Raw genomic sequence first — 13,395 nt, 5'->3', positions numbered from 1 at the left:
CAAAAAATAGGGTGAAAAAACCTTTATTTGTTATGCAAAAAAAATAGAAGATAGGATAGAGAATCACTTTGATGATCTCAATCCTATCTCCTATTCAAATAGTTAGATTACTAACTTAATGACATTGGGGAAAAACCCGGCCTCTTTTTATTTGCTTGAAAAATAGGATTGAGTACGGAGACGTTGAAGGAGTGGTCGACCGATAAAACTGATGGCAAGGATTTTTGCAAGATCAGGAATGATAAAGGGAATGACACCGACAGCTAGTGCTTTATCAAAAGGCATACCAGCAAGGAAGTGGAGGCTGAGAATACCACCAACAAAAACAAGGGAATCTCCCAAGAGATTTGCAAGAAAGATACGAATATAGCCACTTTTCTTATGGATAAGATAGGACGTAAGTCCAGCATAGACAAGGTCAAACCAAAGATAGCCAGCGCTTGGACCTACCAAAACATGAAAACCAGCTCCCCCACTGGCAAAGACAGGAATACCGATAGCACCCAGCAAGAGATAGAGACCAACAGAAAGAACGGCTTCCCTTGGTCTAAAAACAGTAGCAATGAGTCCGATAGCAAAGTTTTGTAGAGTAAATGGTACTGGTCCAATTGGGATACTGATTTGGGCTAATACTGCAATCAGAGCAGCCCCGATAGCTGGAATAGCATAAATGTGTGCTTTTTTCATAATAGTTAACCTCTTTTGTAATTTATAGTAACTATTATACTTTAAGAAACATAATTGTCAACCTATTTTAAAAACAAAGGTTACAAATTTGTAACGGCCGATTTAGAAAGAAAAGGAGGACAAGAGTTTTTTCAGAACACAGGTAAATCTTATCCGTAATAAAAAGATGAGCCTTATGGAAGTTAGCTATCATATGGTGCAAACACTTAGGAATATTGATGGGATGCTATTTTTAAGTGTTTTATAATTTGCTCTAGTAAAAGAAAAAGATTGAAGAAAATGGTCCAAAATAGACTTTTTCTTCAATCTGAATGACCGAGATGGTCTCTTTTTTATTAACGCATGGTAACAAACTCTTCTGAGCCAGTTGGGTGGATAGCGACAGTAGCATCAAAGTCAGCTTTTGTAGCGCCCATCTTGATTGCTACTGCAAAACCTTGAATCATTTCATCGACGCCGTAGCCGATACCATGAAGGCCAACAACCTTTTCGTCCGCACCAGCTGTAACGAGCTTGAAGCGTGCTTCTTGACGGTGACTAGTAACTGCAGAATACATAGAAGCAAATTTTGAAGTATAGACTTTGATGTTTTCTTGTCCATACTCTTTAATGGCTTCTTCCTCAGTCAGACCGACAGTTCCGATAGCTGGGTGTGAAAAGACTACAGTTGGAATAGTAGTGTAGTCCATTTTGGCATTGGTTTTACCGTTGAAAAGTCTTTCGGATAGGGTACGTCCAGCCTTGATAGCAACAGGAGTCAGTTCTTTTTCACCTGTGACATCGCCAAGAGCGTAGATACCGTCAACGACTGTGTTTTGGTATTCGTTAACTTGGATGAAACCACGTTCATTGAGAGTAACGCCTGCCTTTTCTAGCTGGAGTCCTTCAACGTTTGGACGGCGACCAGTTGCCCAGATAACTTGACTGGCAGTATGAGTACTACCATCTTCGAAATGAATGGTAATGCCTTGTTCAGTTTCTTCAAGTTTAGCAGGAACCTTATGGGTGTGGAGGTTTAATCCAGTGTTGGCCATTTCTTGAACTAGACTCTCAACAATATAGCTATCAAATCCACGAAGTGGACGCTCACGACGGACGAATAAATCAGTCTGTACACCAAGAGTATGGAGCACGCCAGCCAATTCGACAGCAATGTAACCAGCACCCAGAATGGCTACAGAATCTGGCAACTTTTCCCAAGCAAAGACATCATCAGAACTACCACCCAGTTCAGCACCAGGAATGGCAGGGATATGAGGATGGGCCCCAGTTGCAATCACGATGTGTTTAGCACGGATCAACTCTCCATTGACACTGACTGTATGAGCGTCAACGAACTCGGCGCGTCCTTCAATCAAATCAACTCCGTTACGCTTGAAGCTTCCACCATAAGAAGAGCGAGCACGATCAATATAGGCTTCACGATTTTTCCGAAGCCTTGCATAATCAAATTCATTACCAGTACTTGTAAAACCATAGTCAGGTCCATATTTGTGGATGCTCTCTGCGATTTGGGCCCCATACCACATAATTTTCTTAGGAACACAGCCAATATTGACACAGGTCCCACCTAATTTCTTTTCCTCAATAACTGCCGCTTTAGCACCATGTTCACCAGCACGATTCATGGTAGCAATTCCCCCGCTACCTCCTCCAATGGCGATAATATCGTATTCTCTCATAGAAAGCTCCTTTGTTGTTTTCTAGTCATATTCTATCTTTTTTTGAAGGTCAATGCAAAAATCTGCTACGTTTAAAATTTTTAAGAAAATGCTTGCAAAAATAAAAAAGAAAGTGTATTATATAACTAATACAACAATAAAAGATTTAGCAAATGTTTTTGGATAATGAGAAATAAATTGTCCATTTTTAGGATATGTGCTATAATCTTAACATATATATTTATAAAAGGGGTATTGCTATGAAAAGAAAGTCAAAAGCTAAGAAATGGCCTTTATTTACTGCTATTGGAGTGGCGTCAGTACTTGTAGTGGGAGCAGCAGCTGTTCTTCTGTTAAGACAACCAAATCAAGCTGCAGCAAAAGATGAAACTGCTAAGATTGTCCTTGCCAAAGAGGGGTCTGTGGCATCTTCAGTTCTCCTATCGGGGAGTGTTACTGCTCAGAATGAACAATACATCTATTATGATGCAAGCAAGGGAGACTTGGATGAAGTCTTGGTCTCTGTTGGTGATCAGGTCAGCGAAGGACAGGCTCTCGTCAAGTATAGTAGCACAGAAGCCCAGGCTGCCTATGATGCTGCCAGTCGTGCTGTTGCTAAAGCTGACCGTCATATCAATGAACTGAATGAGTCTCGAAATACCGCCACAGCAACACCTAGCCTTCCGCAAGCAGGTCTAGAAGGAGCAACTGGACAAGCGCCAGCTCAGTCATCCAGCTCTGCCACAGCTGCTATTGATTCTCAAATCAGCGATGCTCGTGATGTGCGTGCAGATGCAGAAGCGCAACTCGAAAAAGCTCAAGCCCAGTTGAATGCTGCTACGGTATTGAGTACGGTGGAGGGAACAGTTGTTGAAGTGAATCGTAACGTTTCAAAATCTCCAACAGGAAATAGTCAAGTTTTGGTTCATATCGTAAGTAACGATAACTTGCAGGTCAAGGGAGAGCTTTCTGAGTACAACCTTGCAAACCTTTCTGTCGGCCAAGAAGTCACTTTCACTTCCAAGGTCTACCCAGATAAAACTTGGAATGGTAAGATTAGCTATATTTCAAATTATCCCAAAAATAACAGTGAAGCAAGCAGTAGCTTAGCTGGTTCAAACACAGGTTCTAAATACCCATATACAGTCGATGTAACTAGTGAAATCGGTGACTTGAAACAGGGCTTTACAGTCAGTGTCGAAGTGAAAAGTACTAGTAAAGCATTGATAGTTCCAATCTCGAGCGTAGTCATGGAAGAAGATAAAAACTATGTTTGGATTCTTAATGAAAATCAAAAGGCCAAAAAAGTTGAAGTTGGATTGGGCAATGCAGATGCAGAAAACCAAGAAATCACATCTGGTCTGACAGATGGAGCAAAAGTCATCAGTAATCCGACAGCTTCCTTGCAAGAAGGAAAAGAGGTGAAGACTGATGAAGCAACTAATTAGCCTCAAAAATATCTGCCGTAGTTATCGAAATGGTGATCAAGAGCTTCAAGTTCTCAAAAACATTAACCTTGAAGTTCACGAGGGAGAATTCGTGGCTATCATGGGACCATCTGGTTCAGGGAAGTCTACCCTCATGAATACTATTGGTATGTTGGATACCCCTACAAGTGGTCAGTATTTTCTAGATGGAAAAGAAGTGGCTGGTTTGGGTGAAAAACAATTAGCCAAGGTTCGAAATCAGGAAATCGGCTTCGTCTTTCAACAATTCTTTCTCTTGTCCAAGCTTAATGCTCTTCAAAACGTAGAATTGCCCTTGATTTATGCTGGAGTTTCAGCTTCAAAACGTCGCAAATTAGCAGAAGAATATCTGGAAAAGGTTGAACTGACCGAGCGTAGCCATCATTTACCTTCGGAGTTGTCAGGTGGTCAGAAGCAAAGGGTTGCCATTGCGCGTGCATTGGTCAACAATCCTTCAATCATCTTAGCAGATGAGCCTACTGGAGCTTTGGATACTAAAACTGGAAATCAGATTATGCAACTCTTAGTTGAATTAAATAAAGAAGGAAAAACCATCATTATGGTTACGCATGAGCCTGAAATCGCTGCTTACGCCAAGCGTCAGATTGTAATTCGTGATGGCGTCATTTCATCTGATAGTGGTCTCGTAGAAAAGGAGGAAAACTAAGATGCAGAATCTGAAATTTGCCTTTTCATCCATTATGGCCCACAAGATGCGTTCTTTCTTGACCATGATCGGGATTATCATAGGTGTATCCTCCGTTGTCGTTATCATGGCCTTGGGTGACTCTATGTCTCGCCAGGTCAATAAAAATATGACCAAGTCTCAGAAGGACATTCATGTCTTTTTCTCACCTACCAAGAGCAAGGACGGTTCCTTCACCCAGAAGCAATCTGCTCTAACCCTGTCTGGTAAAGAGGAAGATGTTTTTGTTGAACCTCCAAAACCACAAGAAGCTTGGGTTAAGGAAGCTGCTAAGCTCAAGGGAGTGGATAGCTACTATGTGACCAACTCAGCCAATGTGACCTTGACTTATAAGGATAAAAAGGTCGAACACGCTAACATGACGGGTGGGAATGTCACCTATATGGATGCGGTCGAAAATGAAATCATTGCAGGTCGTGGCCTTAGAGCGCAAGATTATAAGGATTTCGCAAGTGTGATTATCCTAGATGAAGAACTAGCCAATAGCCTTTTTGGTTCAGCACAAGAAGCTCTCAACCAAATTGTTGAAGTAAATGAAATTAGTTACCGTGTTATTGGTGTTTATGCAAGTAAGGAAGCTAAGGCTGCGAAAACATTTGGAGTCGGAGGACTACCAATCACGACCAATATTTCCTTAGCAGCTAATTTTAACACAGATGAGATTTCAAATATTGTCTTCCGTGTCAATGATACTAGCTTAACCCAGACCTTAGGACCAGAGTTGGCAAGAAGAATGACAGAGATTGCAGGTCTTCAACAAGGGGAATATCAAGTTGCAGATGCGTCTGCCGCCTTCCAAGAAGTTCAACAACTCTTTGGCTTCATAACAACGATTATTAGTGCTATTGCAGGGATTTCCCTCTTTGTTGGTGGTACTGGTGTTATGAATATCATGCTTGTTTCAGTGACAGAGCGTACCCGTGAGATTGGTCTACGTAAAGCACTAGGAGCAACACGGGCTAATATTCTGGTTCAATTTTTGATTGAATCCATGATTTTGACTTTATTAGGTGGGGTTATCGGTCTTGTGCTGGCTGCAGGAGTGACAATGCTTGCAGGAGTTCTTCTTCAAAATATGATTGCAGGAATCGAAGTTGGCGTATCCATCCCAATCGCTCTCTTTAGCTTAGCTGTCTCAGCTGGCATCGGTATGATATTTGGTGTTCTACCAGCCAATAAAGCTTCTAAGCTAGATCCGATTGAAGCTCTTCGCTATGAATAAGATAATCAAGATGAAAAACAAGATGGACATCAGTCTGTCTTGTTTTTGTATGGATTTCCTTATCGAAAATCATCAAAATATGATATAATGAAGTGTTAGAAAAACAGGTTTCATTTGCCTGGAAAGGAAATATTATGTCTGAAAAGAATTTTTATATTACAACACCGATCTACTATCCATCTGGTAAACTTCATATCGGTTCTGCCTACACAACTATCGCCTGTGATGTCCTAGCTCGCTACAAACGCCTGATGGGCTACGATGTCTTTTATCTGACTGGTCTTGATGAGCATGGCCAAAAGATTCAACAAAAAGCAGAAGAAGCTGGCATCACGCCTCAAGCCTATGTTGACGGAATGGCAGTTGGTGTTAAAGAACTCTGGCAATTACTCGATATCTCATATGATAAATTCATCCGTACCACAGATGACTACCATGAAAAAGTAGTGGCTCAAGTTTTTGAACGCTTGCTTGCTCAAGATGATATTTACTTGGGTGAATACTCTGGTTGGTATTCAGTTTCAGATGAGGAATTCTTTACAGAAAGTCAACTTGCGGAAGTTTTCCGTGACGAATCTGGAAATGTAACTGGTGGTATCGCTCCATCAGGCCACGAAGTGGAATGGGTTTCAGAAGAGTCTTACTTCCTTCGCCTCAGCAAATACCAAGATCGTTTGGTCGATTTTTTCAAATCACATCCTGACTTCATCACTCCAGATGGTCGTCTCAATGAAATGTTGAAAAACTTTATCGAGCCAGGTTTGGAAGACTTGGCGGTTTCTCGTACAACCTTTACCTGGGGTGTACCAGTCCCATCAAATCCTAAACACGTAGTCTACGTTTGGATCGATGCCCTTCTTAACTATGCGACAGCTCTTGGTTATGGTCAAGATGAGCATGGTAACTTTGATAAGTTCTGGAATGGAACCGTCTTCCACATGGTAGGAAAAGACATTCTTCGTTTCCACTCCATCTACTGGCCAATCCTTCTTATGATGTTGGATGTTAAATTACCTGACCGCTTGATTGCCCATGGTTGGTTTGTCATGAAAGACGGTAAGATGTCTAAGTCTAAAGGGAATGTCGTTTATCCTGAAATGTTAGTAGAACGTTATGGACTTGATCCACTTCGTTACTACCTCATGCGTAGCCTTCCAGTCGGTTCAGACGGGACCTTCACTCCAGAAGACTATGTAGGTCGTATCAACTATGAATTAGCAAATGACCTTGGAAACCTCCTCAACCGTACGGTTTCTATGATCAACAAGTACTTTGATGGACAAATCCCTGTCTATGTAGAAGGTGTGACAGAATTTGACACTGCTCTTGCTGACGTTGCAGAACAATCAATCGCTGACTACCATACACATATGGAAGCAGTTGACTACCCACGTGCGCTTGAAGCCGTCTGGTCTCTTATCTCACGTACTAACAAATACATAGACGAGACAGCTCCATGGGTACTGGCTAAGGACGAAGCTCACCGTGAGCAATTGGCAAGTGTGATGAGCCACTTGGCAGCTAGCCTTCGTGTCGTAGCTCACTTGATTGAGCCATTTATGATGGAAACCAGTCGTGCAGTCTTGACACAACTTGGTCTAGCAGAAGTTTCTAGCCTTGAAAACTTGAGCCTAGCTGATTTCCCTGCAGGTGTAACAGTAGTTGCTAAAGGAACACCAATCTTCCCACGTCTCGATATGGAAGAAGAAATCGCCTATATCAAGGAACAAATGGAAGGCAATAAGCCAGCCGTCGAAAAAGAGTGGAACCCAGACGAAGTTGAACTCAAACTTAACAAGGAAGAAATCAAGTTTGAAGACTTTGACAAGGTTGAAATTCGTGTTGCTGAAGTCAAAGAAGTTTCTAAAGTAGAAGGTTCTGATAAGTTGCTTCAATTCCGCTTGGATGCTGGAGATGGTGAAGATCGTCAAATCCTCTCAGGAATTGCTAAGTACTATCCAAACGAACAAGAATTGGTCGGCAAGAAAGTCCAAATCGTTGCCAACCTTAAACCACGTAAAATGATGAAAAAATATGTCAGCCAAGGTATGATCCTCTCAGCTGAACATGATGGCAAATTAACCCTTCTTACAGTTGATCCAGCTGTACCAAATGGAAGTGTGATTGGGTAAAATTAAAAAAGAACCAGTTTTAGCTGGTTCTTTTCTTATGTAAGGTATCAGTTGATAAAAGTGTCATTCTGCTTTATAATGAAGAAAAACGGAGGAAATTGCCATGAAATACATTCCATTTGGTCATGAGAAAAGAGAATTGTCCGAAATCGTCCTAGGCATGATGCGAATCAGTGACAAGTCGGTCAAAGAAGTGGAGGAGCTGGTAGAAACAGCCTTATCTGTCGGAATCAATGCTTTTGACTTGGCAGATATCTATGGTCGTGGACGTTGCGAAGAATTACTGGGTCAAGTCTTAAAACATCGCCCTGACTTGCGTGAGAAGATGTGGATTCAGTCCAAGTGTGGCATTCGCATAGAAGAATTTACCTATTTTGATTTTTCAAAAGATTATATTTTAGAGTCAGTTGATGGGATTCTACAACGATTGCAGGTTGATTATCTAGATAGCTTGCTTCTCCATCGCCCAGATGCCTTAATGGAAGCTGATCAAGTAGCAGAGGCCTTTGATATCCTTCACAAATCAGGTAAGGTTCGAGATTTTGGTGTATCCAACCAAAATCCTATGATGATGGAATTACTGAAGAAAGAGGTCAAACAACCTTTATCTATCAATCAATTACAACTAAGCGCAGCTTTCACGCCAGGATTTGAATCAGGTTTCCATGTCAATATGGAAGGTAATAAGGCAGCTGTGCGTGATGGAAGCGTCTTTGAATACTGCAAATTAAACGACATGGTCATTCAAGCTTGGTCAGTTTTACAGTTTGGTTTCTTCAAAGGGAATTTTGTTGGCAATGAACAGTTTCAAGCTTTGAATCAAGTTTTAAACCGCCTTGCGCAAAAATATGGAGTAAGCCCATCAGCTATTGCTATCGCTTGGGTGTTGCGATACCCAGCCAAGATGCAGGCAGTAGTGGGAACAACTAACCCTAAACATTTGATAGAAGCAAGCCAAGCAAGTAACTTGACTCTAACTCGAAAAGAATGGTATGAGATTTACCTAGCAGCTGGGAATGATTTGCCTTAGAGACTAAAACGCTATCCTATCAAGAGCGAGGTATGACCTCGCTCTTTTTATCTTTGTTTAAAAATTTATATAATTGTTTGAAAATACAAACTATATATGGTAAAATCGTATAAAATAACAATATAATAAATATTTTAATAAAATAGGAGCATTAAAAATGAAAAAAATAGTACTGACTTCTGTTGTTTTACTCTCGTTGCTGACATCAGTTGGCTGCTCGAAACATAAAGAAGAGGCGAAAGTAGCTGAACCTGTAACGACTGAACAGACTACGCAGGATAATACAAAGTTATACAAGGAAGCTGGCTTACTTACTTTTAAAAATGAAAAGCAGCTAGAACTCGGGGAACTTGATTCAAAATCCCGTGCAACTTATGCTCACATTCAGCTAAAAGATAGTGATGAGCCTAAAGAAAAGAGAGAAGCTAAATTAACCTTTGATCCAGTTGGATGGCATAACTATAAATTTTACTACGGAGATGGTTCTAAAGAGGCTTGGCTGATGAATCGCGGTCATTTAGTTGGATATCAATTTAGTGGACTTAACGATGAAGGCCGCAATCTAGTTCCTATGACAGCCTGGTTAAATACAGGTGCCTTTACTGGAACGGATGACAAAAATCAAAGTAGCATGCTCTATTATGAAAATGGACTAGATTCGTGGCTTGCAAATCATCCAAACTATTATCTTGACTATAAGGTGACAGCTGTCTATAAGGATAATGAATTGATTCCAAGACAGATTATCTTACAGTACGTAGGAATTGATCAGGATGGAAATTTGCTTGAAATTAAATTAGGTAGTAGCAAGGAAAAAATTGATAAGTATTCCGTAACCCATGTCGCCTTGGATAACGTTTCAGCCAATGCTGAAATAAATTATGCAGATGGTACTGCAAAGAATACGGTCAAGTCAGCTGAAGAACGCGCTGCAGAGCTTAAGGCAGCCGAGGAAAAAGCCAAGAAAGAAGCTGAAGAAAAAGAAGCACAAGAAAAAGCTAAAAAAGAAGCAGAAGAGAAGGCTAAAGAAGAACAGAAACAGCAGGAAACTGAAGCACCAGCACCAGCACCAGCAGAAGAAGAATCACAAAGTAGTAATACAGGTGGCTACTTTAGAGATAGAAATGGAAGATGGCATCGACCAAATGGAAAGTTTGCCTCTAAAAAGGAAATTAGAGAAGCTGGATTGCAATGGTGATAGTTTTCTCAAGTTTATATAAATCAGAATAATCACAGTCAAAAAGCCGTTGGAAAACGGTTTTTTGTTATAATTAAATTAAGATTCATAGATAACAAAGGAGAAAAACATGACGTTTGAAGAAATTTTACCTGGACTAAAGGCTAAGAAAAAATATGTACGTACTGGTTGGGGTGGAGCTGAGAACTATGTCCAGCTTTTTGATACCATTGAGCAAAATGGAGTTGCGCTTGAAGTGACACCCTATTTCCTCATCAACGTATCTGGAGAAGGGGAAGGTTTTTCTATGTGGAGCCCAACTCCTTGTGATGTCCTAGCGGCAGACTGGGTGGAAGTCCATGACTAAACGTGTCTTAGTTACGGGAGTAAGTTCAGGGATTGGTCTGGCTCAAGCTCGACTCTTTTTAGAGAATGGTTATCAAGTTTTCGGAGTGGATCAGGGTGAAAAGCCTGCCTTACAAGGCGACTTTCACTTTTTACAACGTGATTTAACGCTTGATTTGAAACCAATTTTTGATTGGTGCCCTCAAGTCGATATTCTTTGTAACACAGCAGGGGTATTAGATGACTACAAACCCTTACTAGAACAAACAGCCCAAGAAATCCAAGATATTTTTGAAATCAACTATGTGACTCCAGTTGAGCTGACTCGACATTATTTGACACAAATGCTGGAGAATAAGAAGGGAATCATCATTAATATGTGTTCCATTGCTTCAAGTTTAGCTGGTGGAGGAGGCCACGCCTATACCTCGTCTAAACACGCCTTGGCTGGATTTACCAAGCAGTTGGCTCTAGACTATGCAGAAGCTGGGATCCAGATCTTTGGGATTGCTCCTGGTGCAGTTAAGACTGGTATGACCGCAGCTGACTTTGAACCAGGTGGTTTGGCGGACTGGGTTGCTAGTGAAACACCTATCAAACGCTGGATTGAGCCAGAAGAAGTGGCAGAAGTCAGCCTCTTTTTAGCAGGTGGAAAAGCAAGCGCCATGCAGGGGCAAATCCTGACGATTGATGGTGGATGGAGCTTGAAGTAGCAGAGTTGCTATTCTATAAATATGTGGAGGTGAGCTATGAAGAGAGATGAGTTTGGATTTGTCTTGCCCAATCTCTACTATCAGTTTTTAACGGACTGGAAAGAGATTGACCCCTATGAAATTTGAGATACAGGTATCTGTTTGTATGCCAAGGAGGATCTAGAGGAGCGTAATGAGACTTATCAGATTAAGGAAGTAGAGCCAGATTACTTTATGATTGGACAGGAAGGAGATTTGGCCTACTTTATCAAGAAAAATTCTGATGATTGTATTTATGAAAATGACTTGGGTGCTTTAGGCTCCTTAGAAATGCAAAAAATTGCTGCAAACGTCTATGACTTTATTGATAAGAGTTTAGAGGAAGAGTTGTAAAACTGGGAGGGAGAAATCATGTTTAGAGTGCTAGATGCAGATTCACCGATTTCAAAAGAAGACCTTTTGCAATTTGAGGAGATTCTTGGAAAGAAATTGCCAAAATCTATGATGGATTTTTATCTCAAGTACAACGGTGGTCAGCCCCAAGTAAGTGGTGTCCACGATGAACATCACCTCTTTCCTTTCAATTCCTTTAATTCACTTGAGGAAATGAGGAAGTCTCTTACATGGTATGACGATGAGGCTGTGCCTGCGGGATTTAAGGCAACAGATCTTCTCCATTTTGCCTATGATCCTGGATCTGGTAATTATGCTCTTTCCTTAAGGGAAGAAGATTATGGTATGGTTTACTTCTATGTTTTAGAAGAGAAAGCTGAGATCTATGGTCAATGGGCTTCTTTTGAGGAATTTTTGAACTCTTTTGTTGAAGAGTGAGTTTAAAAAGGAGACGGGATGCGAAAACACCAAGAACTTTCACTAGAGCAGATCATCGAGCAGGTGCGCGTAGATCAATTAGTATCAGATGATTTTTGCCTCTATGGCAAGGAGGATGGAGAACTGAAACTGGATTGCCTTTATTGGGTATCAGATTATCCGGATGTAGTGGACGACTCTGATGTCTACCCAGCTGATGCATCGGAGCAAGATCTCCAGCTAGTCTACTATGGAGAGCAGTTGATTGATGTTCTTGCAGTCGCACTTGAGGAAGAGCCAGATGCAAGTCCCCAAGACTTGGTCGAGGCTTTGAAATATTACCATCAGCATGATAGTTTTATGCCCTTTGAAATCTAGTAAGCATACTAGATTTATGAAGTTCATTGATAATTAACAAATACAATAAGGAGTTAAGAAATGATAGATTACGAAAACATAAATGAAAAAATTGCCCCTTTTAGCCTGCTTGTATATGATGAGGATCCTAAAAATGTTCGAGGCTCGCTCATTTATTACCCTGATGGAGAATACAGACAGGAAGTGTTTGATACTCGAGAAGAGGAGGGATTTGAAGGAAATGGCTACGATTGGGCATCCTTGGCTTTGGTATTTTTGGAGGAAAAAATGCCTGAATTAAGCAATGCTATCGACTTTGATCCTGAAGGAAGTATGTTTTGTGCCTATTCTTCCAAGGTGGACGCCTTGGCTAAATTCGCTTTAGGATTTAAAGAATTTTGTGATGATATCGAATCTATGAAAGACTTGTTCAGTAGAGCAGAGTTGGATTAGTTGACTAAAATCTCTTTAAATTATTTTAAAAAAGAATAGAAAGGATTTCAAATGAAGCTACCAGAAGTAGTTGAACAACTGGAAAAACATCCAGACCTACATCTCTATTTAGATAAAATTTTAAAAAAGAATAAGAAAACCCAAGCTAGCTATCTCGAATCGCTGAATCATCTGGCCTATCTACTTTATCTAGATGGTCAAGAAGAAATTGCTAAGAAATTATTGGAGAGTGTCATACAAGTCCCATTTGAAGGAAATTATAACACCTGGACCTTTGTTGATAGCTCTCTGGTTTTATTGGCTTATCTGGAAAGAGAGGTAGAAAATCGGGTATTCGTCTATAAAAAACTCCTTTTATCTCCATTAGAACAAGGGGAGGAATCCACTCAAAAAATAAGAAGGAGAGTTCATCAGAGATTTTTGAATGGTGATAGCTTGGAGCAAAAGCTTGCAAAAATTAAGCAAGCTTCAAGTCCTGAATCAGAAATGGAACGTCGTCTGCTATACTTGACAGATTTATTGAAGATTCACCTCTTTATTGCTGAGTCAACGTGTGAAGAGACAGATATCCAGGCAAAAATAGAAGAGAATATGGAGATACTGAAGAAGTATATCAAGGAACATGAAATCTATAGCCTCTTTCCTTTTAAGGGATAA

General features: G+C 40.6%; 14 protein-coding genes and 1 pseudogene. 13 read left to right on the top strand and 2 right to left on the bottom strand.

From position 1 onward, the window contains the following. Nucleotides 1–147 precede the first annotated feature (147 nt). Both PCY08_RS03035 and gor read right to left on the bottom strand, forming a co-directional pair. Nucleotides 148–687 (bottom strand): biotin transporter BioY, encoded by a 540-nt coding sequence (locus PCY08_RS03035; RefSeq protein ID WP_049548822.1) that lies wholly within the window; start codon nt 685–687, stop codon nt 148–150. 335 nt (nt 688–1,022) lie between these two features. Then, complete coding sequence (gene gor, locus PCY08_RS03030; RefSeq protein ID WP_301559386.1) at nt 1,023–2,369, bottom strand: glutathione-disulfide reductase; 1,347 nt, start codon at nt 2,367–2,369, stop codon at nt 1,023–1,025. Between the two features lie 239 nt (nt 2,370–2,608). Here gor and PCY08_RS03025 point away from each other — a divergent pair, with 239 nt between their 5' ends. The 13 genes and pseudogenes from PCY08_RS03025 to PCY08_RS02965 all read left to right on the top strand — a co-directional run bounded on the left by PCY08_RS03025 (nt 2,609) and on the right by PCY08_RS02965 (nt 13,395). After that, on the top strand, nt 2,609–3,796 hold the full coding sequence (locus PCY08_RS03025; protein WP_301559385.1) for an efflux RND transporter periplasmic adaptor subunit: 1,188 nt from the start codon (nt 2,609–2,611) through the stop codon (nt 3,794–3,796). Next, a complete protein-coding gene (locus tag PCY08_RS03020) occupies nt 3,780–4,481 on the top strand; it encodes an ABC transporter ATP-binding protein (protein WP_045615203.1) in 702 nt (233 codons plus the stop codon). Before PCY08_RS03025 ends, PCY08_RS03020 begins: the two co-directional genes overlap by 17 nt. 1 nt (nt 4,482) lies before the next feature. Continuing rightward, a complete protein-coding gene (locus tag PCY08_RS03015) occupies nt 4,483–5,742 on the top strand; it encodes an ABC transporter permease (protein WP_301559384.1) in 1,260 nt (419 codons plus the stop codon). Between the two features lie 134 nt (nt 5,743–5,876). Then, nucleotides 5,877–7,874: a methionine--tRNA ligase gene (gene metG, locus PCY08_RS03010; RefSeq protein WP_301559383.1), complete on the top strand. Its 1,998-nt coding sequence runs from the start codon at nt 5,877–5,879 to the stop codon at nt 7,872–7,874. A gap of 103 nt (nt 7,875–7,977) precedes the next feature. Beyond that, nucleotides 7,978–8,904 carry an aldo/keto reductase family oxidoreductase gene (locus PCY08_RS03005; protein WP_301559382.1) on the top strand — a complete coding sequence of 309 codons (927 nt, stop codon included), beginning with the start codon at nt 7,978–7,980 and terminating at the stop codon, nt 8,902–8,904. 157 nt (nt 8,905–9,061) lie between these two features. Then, a complete protein-coding gene (locus tag PCY08_RS03000) occupies nt 9,062–10,102 on the top strand; it encodes a DNA/RNA non-specific endonuclease (protein WP_301559381.1) in 1,041 nt (346 codons plus the stop codon). Between the two features lie 109 nt (nt 10,103–10,211). After that, a complete protein-coding gene (locus PCY08_RS02995) occupies nt 10,212–10,448 on the top strand; it encodes a DUF2829 domain-containing protein (protein WP_301559380.1) in 237 nt (78 codons plus the stop codon). Further along, nucleotides 10,441–11,139 (top strand): 3-oxoacyl-ACP reductase, encoded by a 699-nt coding sequence (locus PCY08_RS02990; protein WP_301559379.1) that lies wholly within the window; start codon nt 10,441–10,443, stop codon nt 11,137–11,139. The genes PCY08_RS02995 and PCY08_RS02990 overlap by 8 nt, the downstream gene beginning before the upstream one ends. A 36-nt stretch (nt 11,140–11,175) precedes the next feature. Continuing rightward, nucleotides 11,176–11,511, top strand: a pseudogene (locus tag PCY08_RS02985) (hypothetical protein). Between the two features lie 18 nt (nt 11,512–11,529). Further along, nucleotides 11,530–11,949 carry an SMI1/KNR4 family protein gene (locus tag PCY08_RS02980; protein WP_301559378.1) on the top strand — a complete coding sequence of 140 codons (420 nt, stop codon included), beginning with the start codon at nt 11,530–11,532 and terminating at the stop codon, nt 11,947–11,949. A gap of 18 nt (nt 11,950–11,967) precedes the next feature. Continuing rightward, the gene (locus tag PCY08_RS02975; protein ID WP_301559377.1) at nt 11,968–12,306 is read left to right on the top strand and encodes a hypothetical protein; all 339 of its coding nucleotides are present in this window, start codon (nt 11,968–11,970) and stop codon (nt 12,304–12,306) included. Nucleotides 12,307–12,366: 60 nt separating this feature from the next. Next, entirely contained in the window at nt 12,367–12,738 is a 372-nt protein-coding gene (locus tag PCY08_RS02970; RefSeq protein ID WP_301559376.1) for an Imm51 family immunity protein, read from the top strand. Nucleotides 12,739–12,789: 51 nt separating this feature from the next. Then, nucleotides 12,790–13,395, top strand: a complete 606-nt coding sequence (locus tag PCY08_RS02965; RefSeq protein WP_301559375.1) for a DUF6707 family protein — start codon at nt 12,790–12,792, stop codon at nt 13,393–13,395.

The sequence above is a fragment of the Streptococcus sp. SO4 genome (genome assembly GCF_030440055.1).
Lineage (GTDB): Bacteria > Bacillota > Bacilli > Lactobacillales > Streptococcaceae > Streptococcus > Streptococcus nidrosiense.
This window is presented reverse-complemented; position numbering and strand designations above follow the sequence as displayed.